This window comes from Pikeienuella piscinae, assembly GCF_011044155.1.
GTDB classification, from domain to species: Bacteria; Pseudomonadota; Alphaproteobacteria; order Rhodobacterales; family Rhodobacteraceae; genus Pikeienuella; species Pikeienuella piscinae.
The window spans coordinates 2,732,267-2,745,581 of record NZ_CP049056.1 but is presented as its reverse complement, the minus strand read 5'-3'; the positions used below and the strand labels follow the sequence as shown (position 1 = coordinate 2,745,581).

The following is a 13,315-nucleotide window of genomic DNA, read 5'->3' as shown; positions in this document are numbered from 1 at the left end:
AGGCTATGCGCGCCGGCGCGGGGCGCAAGTCGAAATCGCTTGACCCGGGCGGCGAGGCGACCGATTCAGCCGCCATGCTGATCTACAAGATATTCACTGGTCCGGAATGGGCCGCGCTCGATACTGAAGGGGAGACGCTTGGCGCGCCGGTCGACCGCGCCGACGGGTTCATCCATTTCTCAACGGCGGAACAAGCGCCGGAGACGGCGGCGAAACATTTCGCCGGCCAAAGCGACCTGATGCTGGCGGCGGTAGAGGCGGATGCGCTCGGTCCCGCGCTGCGGTGGGAGCGATCGCGCGGCGGCGCGCTCTTTCCGCATCTCTATGCGCCACTCGCGCGGAGCACGGTTCGCTGGATCGCGCCACTGCCACTGGACGAAAATGGCGTCCATATCTTTCCGGCGCCGGAATGCGCCTGATCGAGCGGGCCGGCCTGCACGCGCTGCGTATGCTCGACCCCGAAGCCGCGCATCGCATGGCGATCCGGGCGCTAAAGGCCGGGTTAGGGCCAAAGGCGACCCCTGATCCTATCCTCGCGACCTCGCTATTCGGTCTTTCGCTCCCGTCACCGATCGGCGTCGCCGCGGGATTCGACAAGAACGCCGAAGCGCCGCACGCGATGCTGGACGCCGGGTTCGGCTTCGTCGAAATCGGGGCGGTGACGCCGCGACCGCAGCCCGGAAATCCGCGGCCGCGGCTCTTTCGGCTGGACGAGGACCACGCGGCGATCAATCGCTTCGGCTTCAACAATGACGGGCTCGACGCCATTTCCGCGCGCCTCAGGGCGTTGAAGAGCGACAGGGGGCGGGTCTGGGCCAATCTCGGGGCCAACAAGACGAGCGAGGACCGCGCCGGCGATTATGTCGCGGTGATGCGCGGGCTTCATGGACTGGTCGGCGCAATGACGCTCAATGTCTCGTCGCCCAACACCGAGCGGCTGCGCGACCTGCAGGGGCCGGCCGCGCTCGAAGCGCTTCTGGCGCGCGCGCTGACGGCGCGCGACGAACTGGCGGTGGGCGGCGTCCGAACCCCGGTTCTGCTGAAGATCGCGCCCGACCTGACGGCGCGGGAGATCGACGACATCGCCGCCGTGGCGCTGAACGCCGGGATCGACGGGATTGTCGCGACGAACACGACGCTCGCGCGCGACGGGTTGCGATCCGCCCACGCCGCCGAAGCCGGCGGGCTCTCCGGCGCGCCGCTCAGAACCACCTCGCTTGCGGTTCTCCGCCGCCTCGGCGCGGTGACGAAAGGCGCGGTCCCCCTGGTCGGCGTCGGCGGCATCGGCTCCGCCGAAGACGCTTATGAGCGAATCCGCGCCGGCGCGTCGGCGGTGCAGCTCTATACCTCCATGGTGTTCGAGGGGCCTTCTCTCGGCGCCCGGATCGGGGATAGCCTGGCGAAGCTGCTGCGGCGCGACGGGTTCGCGACCGTGGCCGAAGCGGTCGGCGCGTGAGGGTCAGACGCGATCAGCGCCGCCGCTTCAGATAGACGTAGAGAGCGCCGCCGCCGCCATGACGCGGATGCGCCGGCGTGACGTTGACGATCATGTCGGCGAGGGGCGGCGCCGCGAGCCAAAACGGCGTTTCACGGTGAAGAACGCCGGGCGCGGCGTCGTTGAGTCCGCCCTTTCCGGTGATGACCAGCAGGCAGCGACGCCCCGCGGCGCTGCTTTGCTCGACGAAACCGATCAACGCCCGATGCGCGCGTTGAGCGGTCATGCCGTGAAGATCGAGCCGCGCGTCCGGCGCGCGCCGACCTTTGCGAAGCCGCGTTTCGGTAGCCCGGTCAAGCCCGCTGGGCCGGGGCGCGGGCGCCGCCGGAAGCGTGAACGGGGGCGCGGCGCGCCCCGGCGGACGCAACGCGATCGCCTGTGTCGGCGCGGACACCGGTTTCGCGATCACGTTCACGGACGCTGATTTCAGCTTGACGGGCGCGGGCTCTGGGGTCGCCGCGGTTTTGGTCCGGCGCCGGAGAGAGACCGCGATCTCATCCCAGAGCGCAAGCTCCTCCGTCGTCGGCGATCGGCCCCGACGCCGACTCATCGGGCTGAATTCCGGACCGCGCTCATTCCCCGGTGGCGATGAGGAGCCAGTTCGGGTCCGGCGCGCCCAGTTTGCGGCCGAATGTCCAGTGATCCGTCTCGCGTCTGATCTCGTTGGGGTCGCCCTCAACCACGCGATGCTCCTGATCGCGAACGACGGTCACAAGTTCACCGACGAAACGCAGATCGATCTCGGCAATTTGCTCGTCGGCGTCGAACCGTGCGCCCGTGATCTTCGCTTCGCGCACGCCGACGAAACGGGCGTCGACCGTCAGACCCTCATTTGCGCGCTGGTCGATTGCGGCGGCGAAGTCCTGATAAACGTCGGGCGAGAGATAGGTCTCCAGAACCGCCTTCTCGCCATTTTCGTAGGCCATCAGCAGCATCTCGTATGCGCGTTTCGCGCCCTCTACGAAATCGCGCGGCGAAAAATCGGGCTCGATCGCGCGGAACGCCGCCCAGGTTTCCGCCAGCGGATCGTTCGCGGCGATCGGTTCGGGTTCTTCCCGGTCTTCGACCCGCGGCTCGGCCTCGGCCGTTCTTCGCGCCCCGAATACCGGCTCCGGTTTCTTCTCCAGCCCGGTCTTGGCGCCAAGGACATTCTTCAACCGAAGCACGAGAAACACCGTGATTCCGGCCAGAATGATAAGGGTGAGCAGGCCGTCGCCCATAACACGTCTCCTGTCGCGGTCACGCCCGGATGGCGCGCGCGGCTCGATACCCTTATGTAGGCTTTGACGCCCGTACTGTCCACGCCGTCGCGGCGCGCCGTCGGCCCGCTCAGCGCCGACGAAACATCCGTTCGTGGCTGGAAGGAGGAAGTATGTGGATTTTCATCGCGCTGATCGTCGTACCGATCGTCGAGATCGCGCTCTTCATCCAGGTCGGCGGGGCGCTTGGCCTGTGGCCGACGCTCGCACTGGTGTTTCTGACCGCGATCATCGGCGGCGTTCTCTTGCGCGCGCAGGGCTTTTCGGCGTTGGCGCGCATGCAGCAGGCGCTGGCCGAGGGGGGCGACCCGCGCGGACCGTTAGTCGAGGGGGTAATGATCCTGGTCGCCGGTCTCCTGATGCTGACACCCGGGTTCTTCACCGACACGCTCGGCTTTCTGCTGCTGCTGCCGCCCGTCAGGGTCGCGCTGATCGGCTGGGCCGGCCCGCGCCTCGCCGCCCGGGCGGTTCATGTCGCGTCCGGACCGCGACGGAGCCCCGCAAGCCGGCGGGATGATGGGCCGATCGATGCGGAATACGAGGATCTTACGGAGTCGCGAAACCCGGATCGGCCGCGTGAACCGAGCGGCTGGACGATACCGCCGCGCTGAACGGGTGCAATTGCTCTCCCATGCAGCCCATGTTAGCGGTTCTCCCGCATCAACGACCCTGGGAGGCTGTCATGGCTGAAGCAGAACCAACGGCTGCGCAGGGCCCGCGCGTCGCGATCAAGGCGCAGTATGTGCGCGACGCATCCTTCGAAAATGTCGCCGTCCAGAAGGGCGACGGGCGGATGGACCGCAAGCCGGAGATCCAGGTCGGAGTCAATCTCGACGCGAAAAAGCGCGGCGAAAACGCATATGAGGTGATCCTCAAGGTCAACGCGACGGCGAAGCACGAAGATGATGTGCTGTTCATCGTTGAAGTCGAATACGCTGGCCTTTTCGAGATCGCCAACGTGCCGGACGCGCAGCTGCACCCATTCCTGCTGGTCGAATGTCCGCGTTTACTGTTCCCTTTCACGCGGCGTATCGTCGCCGACCTGACGCGCGATGGCGGCTATCCGCCGCTTATGCTGGACATGGTGGATTTCGCCAATCTTTACCGGAGCGAGGTCGAGCGGCGGAAATCCGCCGCCCAGGGTCTCGCCGGCGCGACGGCGGGCTCCGCCTGAGGCGCACTCACCCGCCGGGCGTACGCCACCAGAGCGCATCCGGCCCAAGGGACTCGACGAAAGCCGCATGCCGCGCCGCATCTTCTTCGGTCAACCGAGGCGGCAGGGGCGCTGGGCGCAAGCCGGGCCGCCATGCTGAAGCAGTCGAAACAACTGTTTGCGTGGTCGCGCCGCCCGGCGAAAGCGATACCCCGAGATCGGGTTGCCTCCCACCGATCAACTCGAGATAAACCTCCGCCAGCAGCTCGCTATCGAGCAGCGCGCCGTGCTTCTCCCGCGCCGAGTTATCGATACCGAACCGGCGACAGAGTGCATCCAGACCAGCGGGGGAACCTGGGAAGCGTTTTCGCGCCATCGCCAGCGTATCGCGGGCCCGCTCCGCAGGAAGCGGATCAAGACCGAGCGCGCGCAACTCAGCATTGATGAACTTCATGTCGAAGGGCGCATTGTGGATCACCAGCGTCGCGTCGCCGATGAAAGCGACAAATTCTTCGGCGATTGCGGCGAAAACCGGCTCCTTCGACAGCCGTTCGCTCGACAGGCCGTGAACAGCGAAGGCCTCCGCCGGCATATCCCGCATCGGATTGATATACTGATGATAAAACCGGCCCGTCGGCATGTGGTTCAGCAACTCGACGCCACCGATCTCGACAATGCGATGTCCATCGAAAGGGTCGAGCCCGGTGGTTTCGGTATCGAGCACGATTTCACGCATTGGCGTCCTCTCCGGTCAGCTTGCGCATGATCCGCTTTATTTCCGCGCGCGTTGCGTCGAAACCTTGCCCCGTGTCGATCACGAAATCCGCGCGACGGCGCTTCTCGGCGTCGTCCATCTGCTTGTCGCGTATCGCCGCGAAAGCCGCCTCAGTCATGCCTGGACGGGCCAGAACGCGCGCGCGCTGCACCTCCTGTGGTGCGGAGACCACCGCCACATGATCGAAGGCCGCATCGCCCCCGGTCTCATAAAGCAGCGGAATGTCGCAGACCGCGACCGCAGCGCCCGTCTCTTCCGCTTTCTGAAGCGCCGCCATGCGGTCGGTGGCGACCAGCGGGTGAATCGCAGCCTCTATCCGTTTCAGCAAGAGGGGATTGGCGAGGACGGCGTCGCGAAGCGCTCGCCTGTCGACCGCGCCGTCTGCGACGGCGTCCGGCGCAAGGGCCTCGATGGCCCGCGCGCCGGCCCCCCCGGCGGCGTAAAGCCGGTGCACGGCTTCATCCGCGTCCCAGACGAACGCGCCGGCGTCAGCAAACATCTTCGCGGCGGTCGATTTTCCCATGCCGATGGAGCCGGTGAGAGCAATGGTGATCATGGCGCAAGCATCAACGCGCGGAGCGTCTCGTCAACTTGCGGCGCGACCCCGAACCAGGCTTCGAAACCGGGCCGGGCTTGATGGAGCAGCATTCCCAGTCCATCGATCGCGATCAGGCCCCGCGCAGTCGCGGCGTCGAGAAAAGGCGTGATCAGCGGCGTATAGACAATGTCGGTCACGATCACATCCGCCGGGGCGGCGGCAAAATCGATGTCAAGCGGTGGGCGGCCGTCCATGCCGGCACTCGTCGTATTGACGATGAGCCCGGCGCCCGCGAGCGCTTCACCAATTCCGGCCCACTCGACCGCGCGCGCCGGGGGACCGAACGCCGTGGCCAGAGCCTCGGCGCGGCTCTGCGTCCGATTCGCGAGGGTGACAGTTCGCGCACCCGATTCAAGTAGCGCATGAACCACCGCGCGCGCCGCGCCCCCGGCGCCCAGCACAATCGCGGGCGCTTCGCGCCGCCAGCTCGCGCCGGCGCGTTCTTTCAGGTTCTCGATGAAACCGAACGCATCCGTATTGTCGGCTAGGATCCGCCCGGATCGGCTGAAGGTAATAGTGTTGGCGGCGCCAATGGCGCGCGCGCGGGGCGTCGCTTCGTCTGCAAGCGAAAGCGCCGCCTCCTTGTGCGGAATCGTGACGTTCACGCCCCGCCAACCCGAGTCTCTCAGCCGATGAACATCAGTTTCGAAATCGGAGGGATCGGAAGGCACGCGCTCATAAGAGCCCTGGATTCCATATTTCTTCAGCCAGTATCCGTGTATTTCCGGCGAGCGGGAATGGGCGACAGGCCAACCCATGACGCCGGCGTGAAGCATCGCTGATCCGATCATTCGGCGAGCGCTCCACGCACCCGCAGGAAGGCCAGCAGCTCCAGCAGCGGCAACCCGAGTATGGAGAACCAGTCGCCTTCTATTCGCGAAAAGAGCCGCACGCCTTCTTCCTCGATCCTGTACCCGCCGGCGGTGGTTAGCGCCCCTCCGCCAATGGTGCTGAGATAGTCGTCAAGAAAACTGTCGGTAAACGCACGCATGGTCAGCCGCGCGTGGCCGATATGACGCCAGACCGCCGCACCGTCGACGGCGATAACCGCCGCGCTGTAAAGCGAGTGCCGAGCGCCCCGGAGCCGGAGAAGCTGCGCGCGCGCGTCGTCCAGTGTTTCCGGTTTGTCGAACGCGTCGCCATCCAGATCCAGCACCTGATCGGCCCCGATCACCAGCACGCCGGGGAAACGGCTGGAGACCCTGATCGCCTTCATCTCCGCCAATGCGTCGGCCTGGTCGCGGGGGGCCGCGCCGGCGGCGCGCAGCGCGATCTTCACTTCGGCCTCATCGACGCGGGCCGGGACGATCTCAGGCGCGGCTCCGGCGCGCCGGAGCATCTCGGCGCGTGCCGGGCTGGCCGACGCGAGGATCAACGGCGCGCTCATGCGCGCCCCAGTTTGCGCAGAATCGCCATGATCTCTGCCGCAGTTTCTTCGATCGAACGGCGAGTGACGTCGATCACCGGCGCCCCGATCCGCTCGAACAACAGACGGGCGTCTGCAACCTCGCGGCGGATCATTTCGAGCGCCGCGTATTCGGCGCCGCGATCATGGCCGATCGCCTCCAGCCGATGGCTTCGTATTTGAGCCAGCCGCGCCGGGCTGGCGGTCAACGCCACCACCGGCACGCCGCCGGAAATCGCGCTGAAAAACGCTGGCGGCGGATTGGCGCCCGGTACAAGCGGAAGATTCGCGGCTTTCACTCCTCGCACCGCCAGATAGATGCATGTCGGCGTTTTCGAGGTGCGGCTCACCCCGGTCAGAATGACGTCAGCGCGGGCGAGCCTGTCAGTCAGCGCCCCATCGTCGTGCGAAATTGCGTAATCGATGGCGTCGATCCGTCGGTAATAGAGATCGTCAACCACATATTGTCCACCCATGAGCGGTTTCGCCGTCTCGCCAAGATGCGCCTCGAGCATTCCGACGACGGGTTGCAGGACCGCGAACGCCGGCAGACCGAGCGTTTCCGCCGCGTTCATGATACGCTCCCTTAGATCGGGATTTACCATGGTGACGATGACAGCGCCCGGCTCGCGGCGAAACTCATCGATAACAGCATCGGCCTCCGCTTCGCTTCTGATGAATACCCGAAGACGCTTGTCCACCGCGCGATTGAAGAGACTGAGCGCGGCCGCGCCGACCCGCGCCACCGTCTCGCCAGTTGAATCCGAAAGGAGGTAAACGATCTTCTTCATCAAGCCCCGAAATGCATGTGCGGTCAGCCAACGCGGCGCCGGGCGAGGATAATCCGGGGCTTCGGGGATAACCAGCAGCGGTGACACGTTCGGGTGGAAAACCTCGATTCCATTCATCACGGGATGAATCCGTCGCCGCGAGACCTAGACATGAGGATAACCCACCGCCCCTGTCTTATACCGAGAAAGGAACAAACCCATGCGCCATGCCAACTTCCTGAATTCGCGAAAGTTTCATCTCCAGCTCCCGTAGACCGAACATGTTATCCACCGAATAATCCCTCTGGGATGATATCGGGGTAACCCTGTGCGAAGAATACCAGGCATGGTAATCCCCAGCTTCCAACCGCCATAGACAACCATAATCAAGCTTAGAAAAAAGAAACCAATGCCCGAACCCGTCCTCGGTAAGCCGCTTCTCCGTTCTCTCGCCGGCGAAACATTACCACGCCCGCCGATCTGGCTGATGCGGCAAGCCGGTCGCTATCTGCCGGAATATCGCGCTGTGCGCGCAAAAGCTGGCGGGTTCCTCAAACTATGCTACTCGCCAGAGGACGCTGCGGAGGTAACATTGCAGCCAATCCGTCGTTTCGGATTCGACGCCGCCATCCTTTTCGCCGACATCCTGCTGATACCTCAATCACTTGGCCAAAAACTGTGGTTCGTTACCGGGGAAGGTCCAAGACTTGCGCCGATTACGGATGCTTCGACGTTACGAAACGCCGACGAGATCCATGAAACCCTGGGCCCGATTTACGAAACAGTACGAATGGTGCGTGGGGCGCTTCCTCCGGAGGTTGCGCTAATCGGCTTCGCTGGCGCGCCCTGGACGGTGGCGACGTACATGATCGCAGGGCGCGGCACCCCCGACCAAGCGCCCGCGCACGCATTGATGCGCCGGGATCCAACTGCGTTCAATGCAATCATCGACCGAGTAGTCGAGGCCACAATCGCTTATCTTTCTCGTCAAATCGAGGCCGGAGCGGATGCTATCAAGCTCTTCGACAGCTGGGCCGGCTCGCTGACCGGCTCTGAGTTCGAAAGCGTTTGTGTCGAACCCAACCGCAGGATCGTGGAAGCCCTTCGCCTGAAATATCCCGGCGTTCCCGCGATCGGTTTTCCACGTGGCGTCGGAGAAGGTGCGCTACGCTTCGTCCGCAGGACAAGGGTCGATGGCATCGCAATCGGACAGGAGATGGATTTGGGCTGGGCGCGGGATCATCTCCAGAAGCATGCCGCGGTTCAGGGTAATATCGATCCACAGCTCATGATCACCGGTGGCGATGAGTTACGACGGGCTGTGGAGACAACAATCGAGACGCTTAGCGGCGGTCCGCATATTCTCAATCTCGGCCACGGAATCACGCCAGATGCAGATCCAGCGAATGTTGATATGCTCGTGAGGCTGGTGAAGGGTTGATCATGGCGTGGCTTGAAGGGGTTTTTCTCGATTTTTATCCTTGGAGCCTGGCGCTACATGTGATTTCTGTAATTTCTTGGATGGCGGGGTTGCTTTACCTTCCGCGTTTATTTGTTTATCACGCTGAAAATAAAGAAAATATTTCGAATTTATATGAAATTTTTAATAAAATGGAAATAAAGCTTTTCTATTTTATCATGAGGCCGGCAATGATTTCCTCATGGGTTTTTGGGTTGATCCTTATTTTCACACCAGGAATTATCGATTGGCATGATGGTTGGCCCTGGGTGAAGGCCGCCATGGTTCTAAGTCTGACCTGGTATCATCACGCCCTGGGGCGTTGGCGAAAGGCGCTGGCGGATCGAACGAGCCATCATAGCGGCAGGTTCTTTCGTATGGTGAATGAGATTCCAGCGCTTCTGATGATTGTTATCGTTCTAATGGTGATTGGACGGCCATTCTGATCCCGGAATTGACATTCAGCGCGCACCGCCACATAAATTCCGTACGCATTCGCGTCTGGTTTCTTCCGGAACAGCCTCTCCAGCCCTGCTCGGAAACTTCCCTCTCAACCGCACATCACCCCCAATGGATTTGATGATGAACATCACCCAACTCAAGCTTTCTGAACTGAAAGCGAAGAGCCCAACCGATCTTCTGAAATTTGCTGAAGAGATTGAGGTCGAGAACGCCAGTTCAATGCGCAAGCAAGACATGATGTTCGCTATTCTCAAGGAGTTGGCTGAACGTGATGTCGAGATCATCGGGGAGGGCGTGCTTGAGGTCTTGCTCGATGGGTTCGGATTTCTCCGTTCACCGGATGCGAATTATCTTCCTGGACCGGATGATATCTATGTCTCACCGAACCAGATCAGGCGTTTCGCATTGCGGACCGGCGATACGATCGAGGGCCTGATCAGGGAGCCAAAGGAAGGTGAACGGTATTTCGCTCTGACCAAGGTTCATACGATCAATTTCGAAGAACCGGAGATGGCGCGCCACAAGGTTCATTTCGACAACCTGACGCCGCTCTACCCCGACCAGCGTTTCAAACTGGAGATCGAGGATCCGACAGTGAAGGACCGCTCGGCGCGGGTGATCGACCTCGTATCGCCAATCGGCAAGGGACAGCGCTGCCTGATCGTCGCGCCGCCGCGCACCGGCAAGACCGTTCTTCTGCAGAACATCGCCTATTCGATCGAACGCAACCACCCGGAATGCTTTCTAATTGTCCTGTTGATCGACGAACGACCGGAAGAAGTCACCGACATGCAGCGTTCGGTCAAGGGTGAGGTGGTCTCCTCTACTTTCGATGAACCAGCGACACGGCATGTCGCGGTGGCGGAGATGGTAATCGAAAAGGCCAAGCGACTTGTCGAACATGGACGTGATGTAGTGATCCTGCTCGACTCGATCACCCGGTTGGGACGCGCGTTTAACACGGTTGTGCCTTCCTCCGGCAAGGTGCTTACCGGGGGTGTGGACGCCAATGCGCTGCAACGGCCGAAGCGGTTTTTCGGTGCGGCGCGCAATATCGAGGAAGGCGGATCGCTCACGATCATTTCCACGGCGCTGATCGACACTGGAAGCCGGATGGACGAGGTCATCTTCGAAGAATTCAAGGGCACCGGCAACTCGGAGATCGTTCTCGATCGGAAAGTCGCCGACAAGCGGGTATTCCCGGCGATGGACATTCTGAAATCCGGGACACGGAAAGAAGAACTTCTCGTCGACAAGGCGGAATTGACGAAAATGTTCGTCCTCAGGCGGATTCTCAACCCGATGGGCACGACGGATGCAATCGAATTTCTGCTTGGGAAGCTCAAGCAAACGAAGTCCAATAGCGAGTTCTTTGATTCCATGAACGCCTAGGAATCAATTTCGACTACAGGGCGCACTTACGTAGAGTCGCCGAATCAGAGAATGGCGATTGGTGCCGACTTTGAAATAGGATGCCTTATTCGGGTCTTTCTGGAAAACATGGATCAAACCCGCATGAACACTGGTCTTGCGGGGTCAAATCGAACTTCGGCGGCCCGCCGTACATATTTTTCCTTGGCTAGATCTGTTCAAGGGCGAAGGATCGTCGACCCGGTAGTCTTTCTCGCTTCCAGGTCGCGGTGAGCGTCGACGGCGTTAGCCAACGGGTATTGGGCATTGATGTCGATCTTGACGGCGCCCGCCCCGATTACATCGAAGAGATCCGTTGCGGCGGCTTCAAGATCCGCGCGTTCGGCCGTGTAGTCGAAGAGAGTCGGCCTTGTGACGAAAAGCGAGCCTTTGGACGCGAGTATTCCGAGATTGACATCGGTCACTGGGCCTGAGGCGTTACCGAAGCTGACCATCAGACCGCGCTTGCGAAGGCTGTCGAGGGAAGCTGTCCATGTGCTGGCGCCGACCCCGTCAAAAACGACGGGGACCATTCCGCCATCCGTGATCTCGCGGACCCTGGTCGCGATATCATCCCGATCGTATCGGATAATATGATCACATCCGGCGTTCACCGCCATCTCTGCTTTCTTATCCGATCCAACCGTGCCGATAACCGTGGCGCCGAGGTGCTTGAGCCACTGGCATGCGATGAGACCGACACCACCGGCGGCCGCGTGAAAGAGAACAGTCTCACCCGCCTTAACTCTATATATCTGCCTGATAAGATATTGCACCGTCAGGCCTTTCAGCATCGATGCGGCGGCGGTGTCGCTGCTGATCCCAATGGGAAGCGGAATGGCGCGATCAGCTTTAACGGCATGTACTTCCGAATAGGCGCCGATGGGACCCGAACAGTAACCGACTCGATCCCCCGGCTTCATCGCTTCAACGCCGTCGCCAACCTCAACGATCGTGCCGGCAGCCTCCAGTCCAATGCCGCTGGGCAGCGGCAATGGGTAGAGACCGCTCCGATGATAGGTGTCGATGAAATTGAGCCCGATTGCCTCATGTTGGATCGAGATTTCACCCGGACCTGGATGCGGCTCTGCGCCTTCTGTCAGCTTCATGACTTCCGGGCCTCCGAACTGATCGATTGTGATGCGTTTGACCATGGCGGACCCTTTCACTCTCGGATATGAGCCGAGAAGAAATCTTTGGTGGGTCGAGGTCAAGTGCCGGTCTCTGATAATCATGACACGATATTCGCGCCGGCCACAGCGGCCGGGCGTGCCGGGGTTGCTGTAATCAGAGTGTCCGGGCCTGACGCCAGGCATTGTATCGAATGCCTGGCTGGTTCCTGCCCCGCACCACGGTACATGAGCCTGAGGCGACTCAAATTCGCGAGTGATTCCGATGAAACGATCGACCAGGCGCTTGTCGTCTTCTTTGAGGCGAGGTCGAGCTATACTGGCGAATCAATGGCGGAATTTCACGTTCATGGAGGACGGGCGACATTGGCGCGTGTGTTGGAAGCGCTTTCGGGGATCCCCGGTTTAAGAATGGCCGCACCCGGAGAGTTCACACGCAGAGCCTTGATCAATGGAAAGCTCGATCTGACCCAAGCGGAGGGTCTTGCCGACCTGATCGACGCTGAAACGGAATCACAGCGCAGACAGGCGCTGGCGCTGACGGAAGGGCGATTCTCCAGTCAGATCGCCAGTTGGCGTGGACGATTGATTGACGGGCTAGCACTGATCGAAGCAGCGATTGAGTTCGGCGACGAGGTCGACATATCCGATGAAGATCTTGCTGCCGTGCGAAGCAACATTTCGGAAATTGGACGCGAATTGAAGCTCATCTTGGAGGCCTCGGCGTTCTCGAAGAAGGTTCGTGAAGGTTTCGAGGTGGCGCTCGTCGGCCCTCCCAATGTGGGCAAGTCGTCTCTGATCAATATGCTGGCGGAAAAGGAAAGCGCTATCGTCTCTCCAATTGCGGGAACAACACGCGATGTTCTACGAATACCTGTCGATATCAATGGATTATACGTGACATTTCTTGATATGGCGGGGCTTCGCGATACCTCGGATGAGATTGAAAAAATCGGGGTCGAGCGCGCATTGTTGAGCGCCGAAGCGGCTGATATTCGAATTCTGATGTCCTCCGCGGATACTCGCGCAGAAGCCGATCTTGTCAAATGCAGAGATAACGATATTCGAGTCTGGGCCAAATGCGATAATGGCGTTGGACCAGGCGACATCAACCTGTCAACAGTGACGGGTGATGGGGTGGCCCAGTTGCTTGATATGATTTTTACGACACTGTCGCGACGGGCCGCAGGCTCCGGATATGCGGCTCATAAGCGTCAGCTCGATGGACTGCGCAACGCAGTCGATGAGCTGGAAGCCGCCCTGAACACGAATGACGAAGAGGTTTGCGCGGCGCATGCGAAGTATGCGATCAGAGCGCTTGAGGGCATCGTCGATCCGGTTGGCGCTGAGGATGTGCTCGATGAGGTGTTCGCTCGATTTTGTATTGGTAAGTAGGTGT

General features: G+C 61.3%; 16 protein-coding genes. 8 read left to right on the top strand and 8 right to left on the bottom strand.

Features of this window, described 5'->3' with window-relative positions; genetic code table 11:
- The first annotated feature begins 74 nt into the window (after positions 1 to 74).
- Both G5B40_RS13035 and G5B40_RS13030 read left to right on the top strand, forming a co-directional pair.
- Positions 75 to 419, top strand: coding sequence for a DUF952 domain-containing protein (locus tag G5B40_RS13035; protein ID WP_165103602.1), 345 nt, complete (start codon positions 75 to 77; stop codon positions 417 to 419).
- A complete protein-coding gene (locus G5B40_RS13030; RefSeq protein WP_165099360.1) occupies positions 410 to 1,456 on the top strand; it encodes a quinone-dependent dihydroorotate dehydrogenase in 1,047 nt (348 codons plus the stop codon). The genes G5B40_RS13035 and G5B40_RS13030 overlap by 10 nt, the downstream gene beginning before the upstream one ends.
- A gap of 13 nt (positions 1,457 to 1,469) precedes the next feature.
- Here G5B40_RS13030 and G5B40_RS13025 read toward each other — a convergent pair whose 3' ends face one another.
- Positions 1,470 to 2,045, bottom strand: a complete 576-nt coding sequence (locus G5B40_RS13025) for a Smr/MutS family protein (RefSeq protein WP_165099358.1) — start codon at positions 2,043 to 2,045, stop codon at positions 1,470 to 1,472.
- Positions 2,046 to 2,067: 22 nt separating this feature from the next.
- Complete coding sequence (locus G5B40_RS13020; protein ID WP_165099356.1) at positions 2,068 to 2,715, bottom strand: Tim44/TimA family putative adaptor protein; 648 nt, start codon at positions 2,713 to 2,715, stop codon at positions 2,068 to 2,070.
- A gap of 152 nt (positions 2,716 to 2,867) precedes the next feature.
- On the opposite strand from G5B40_RS13020, the gene G5B40_RS13015 reads away from it, so the two are divergent.
- Both G5B40_RS13015 and secB read left to right on the top strand, forming a co-directional pair.
- Positions 2,868 to 3,365 (top strand): FxsA family protein, encoded by a 498-nt coding sequence (locus G5B40_RS13015; protein WP_165099353.1) that lies wholly within the window; start codon positions 2,868 to 2,870, stop codon positions 3,363 to 3,365.
- 71 nt (positions 3,366 to 3,436) lie between these two features.
- Complete coding sequence (gene secB / locus G5B40_RS13010; RefSeq protein ID WP_165099351.1) at positions 3,437 to 3,928, top strand: protein-export chaperone SecB; 492 nt, start codon at positions 3,437 to 3,439, stop codon at positions 3,926 to 3,928.
- Between the two features lie 7 nt (positions 3,929 to 3,935).
- Here the strand turns inward: secB and dnaQ are convergent, their stop codons facing one another.
- From dnaQ to G5B40_RS12985, 5 genes are read right to left on the bottom strand one after another with little or no spacing between them, the layout of a single operon-like run.
- Positions 3,936 to 4,643: a DNA polymerase III subunit epsilon gene (gene dnaQ / locus G5B40_RS13005; protein WP_165099349.1), complete on the bottom strand. Its 708-nt coding sequence runs from the start codon at positions 4,641 to 4,643 to the stop codon at positions 3,936 to 3,938.
- Positions 4,636 to 5,238 carry a dephospho-CoA kinase gene (gene coaE, locus G5B40_RS13000; RefSeq protein ID WP_165099347.1) on the bottom strand — a complete coding sequence of 201 codons (603 nt, stop codon included), beginning with the start codon at positions 5,236 to 5,238 and terminating at the stop codon, positions 4,636 to 4,638. The genes dnaQ and coaE overlap by 8 nt, the downstream gene beginning before the upstream one ends.
- Positions 5,235 to 6,071 carry a shikimate dehydrogenase gene (locus tag G5B40_RS12995; protein ID WP_165099345.1) on the bottom strand — a complete coding sequence of 279 codons (837 nt, stop codon included), beginning with the start codon at positions 6,069 to 6,071 and terminating at the stop codon, positions 5,235 to 5,237. The genes coaE and G5B40_RS12995 overlap by 4 nt, the downstream gene beginning before the upstream one ends.
- On the bottom strand, positions 6,068 to 6,667 hold the full coding sequence (locus G5B40_RS12990; RefSeq protein WP_165099343.1) for a Maf family protein: 600 nt from the start codon (positions 6,665 to 6,667) through the stop codon (positions 6,068 to 6,070). The genes G5B40_RS12995 and G5B40_RS12990 overlap by 4 nt, the downstream gene beginning before the upstream one ends.
- On the bottom strand, positions 6,664 to 7,593 hold the full coding sequence (locus tag G5B40_RS12985; protein ID WP_246209856.1) for a pyruvate, water dikinase regulatory protein: 930 nt from the start codon (positions 7,591 to 7,593) through the stop codon (positions 6,664 to 6,666). The genes G5B40_RS12990 and G5B40_RS12985 overlap by 4 nt, the downstream gene beginning before the upstream one ends.
- Positions 7,594 to 7,864: 271 nt before the next feature.
- On the opposite strand from G5B40_RS12985, the gene hemE reads away from it, so the two are divergent.
- The 3 genes from hemE to rho all read left to right on the top strand — a co-directional run bounded on the left by hemE (position 7,865) and on the right by rho (position 10,768).
- Entirely contained in the window at positions 7,865 to 8,896 is a 1,032-nt protein-coding gene (hemE, locus tag G5B40_RS12980) for a uroporphyrinogen decarboxylase (RefSeq protein ID WP_165099339.1), read from the top strand.
- Positions 8,897 to 8,898: 2 nt separating this feature from the next.
- A complete protein-coding gene (gene hemJ, locus G5B40_RS12975) occupies positions 8,899 to 9,360 on the top strand; it encodes a protoporphyrinogen oxidase HemJ (protein ID WP_165099336.1) in 462 nt (153 codons plus the stop codon).
- Positions 9,361 to 9,496: 136 nt separating this feature from the next.
- Complete coding sequence (gene rho, locus G5B40_RS12970) at positions 9,497 to 10,768, top strand: transcription termination factor Rho (protein ID WP_211907470.1); 1,272 nt, start codon at positions 9,497 to 9,499, stop codon at positions 10,766 to 10,768.
- Between the two features lie 197 nt (positions 10,769 to 10,965).
- Here the strand turns inward: rho and G5B40_RS12965 are convergent, their stop codons facing one another.
- Complete coding sequence (locus G5B40_RS12965; RefSeq protein ID WP_165099333.1) at positions 10,966 to 11,940, bottom strand: quinone oxidoreductase family protein; 975 nt, start codon at positions 11,938 to 11,940, stop codon at positions 10,966 to 10,968.
- 45 nt (positions 11,941 to 11,985) lie between these two features.
- Between G5B40_RS12965 and mnmE the strand changes: the two genes are divergently transcribed.
- Positions 11,986 to 13,311 carry a tRNA uridine-5-carboxymethylaminomethyl(34) synthesis GTPase MnmE gene (gene mnmE, locus G5B40_RS12960; RefSeq protein ID WP_343040185.1) on the top strand — a complete coding sequence of 442 codons (1,326 nt, stop codon included), beginning with the start codon at positions 11,986 to 11,988 and terminating at the stop codon, positions 13,309 to 13,311.
- Positions 13,312 to 13,315: the final 4 nt, after the last annotated feature.

Excerpts from the sequence above, each read along its gene's own strand:
- G5B40_RS13030 (WP_165099360.1), top strand. The coding sequence starts at position 410 with ATGCGCCTGATCGAGCGGGCCGGCCTGCACGCGCTGCGTATGCTCGAC.
- hemE (WP_165099339.1), top strand. The coding sequence starts at position 7,865 with ATGCCCGAACCCGTCCTCGGTAAGCCGCTTCTCCGTTCTCTCGCCGGC.
- G5B40_RS12990 (WP_165099343.1), bottom strand. The coding sequence starts at position 6,667 with ATGAGCGCGCCGTTGATCCTCGCGTCGGCCAGCCCGGCACGCGCCGAG.
- G5B40_RS13020 (WP_165099356.1), bottom strand. The coding sequence starts at position 2,715 with ATGGGCGACGGCCTGCTCACCCTTATCATTCTGGCCGGAATCACGGTG.
- hemJ (WP_165099336.1), top strand. The coding sequence starts at position 8,899 with ATGGCGTGGCTTGAAGGGGTTTTTCTCGATTTTTATCCTTGGAGCCTG.
- secB (WP_165099351.1), top strand. The coding sequence starts at position 3,437 with ATGGCTGAAGCAGAACCAACGGCTGCGCAGGGCCCGCGCGTCGCGATC.
- G5B40_RS13015 (WP_165099353.1), top strand. The coding sequence starts at position 2,868 with ATGTGGATTTTCATCGCGCTGATCGTCGTACCGATCGTCGAGATCGCG.
- G5B40_RS13035 (WP_165103602.1), top strand. The coding sequence starts at position 75 with ATGCTGATCTACAAGATATTCACTGGTCCGGAATGGGCCGCGCTCGAT.
- G5B40_RS12985 (WP_246209856.1), bottom strand. The coding sequence starts at position 7,593 with ATGAATGGAATCGAGGTTTTCCACCCGAACGTGTCACCGCTGCTGGTT.
- coaE (WP_165099347.1), bottom strand. The coding sequence starts at position 5,238 with ATGATCACCATTGCTCTCACCGGCTCCATCGGCATGGGAAAATCGACC.
- G5B40_RS12965 (WP_165099333.1), bottom strand. The coding sequence starts at position 11,940 with ATGGTCAAACGCATCACAATCGATCAGTTCGGAGGCCCGGAAGTCATG.
- dnaQ (WP_165099349.1), bottom strand. The coding sequence starts at position 4,643 with ATGCGTGAAATCGTGCTCGATACCGAAACCACCGGGCTCGACCCTTTC.
- G5B40_RS13025 (WP_165099358.1), bottom strand. The coding sequence starts at position 2,045 with ATGAGTCGGCGTCGGGGCCGATCGCCGACGACGGAGGAGCTTGCGCTC.
- G5B40_RS12995 (WP_165099345.1), bottom strand. The coding sequence starts at position 6,071 with ATGATCGGATCAGCGATGCTTCACGCCGGCGTCATGGGTTGGCCTGTC.
- rho (WP_211907470.1), top strand. The coding sequence starts at position 9,497 with ATGAACATCACCCAACTCAAGCTTTCTGAACTGAAAGCGAAGAGCCCA.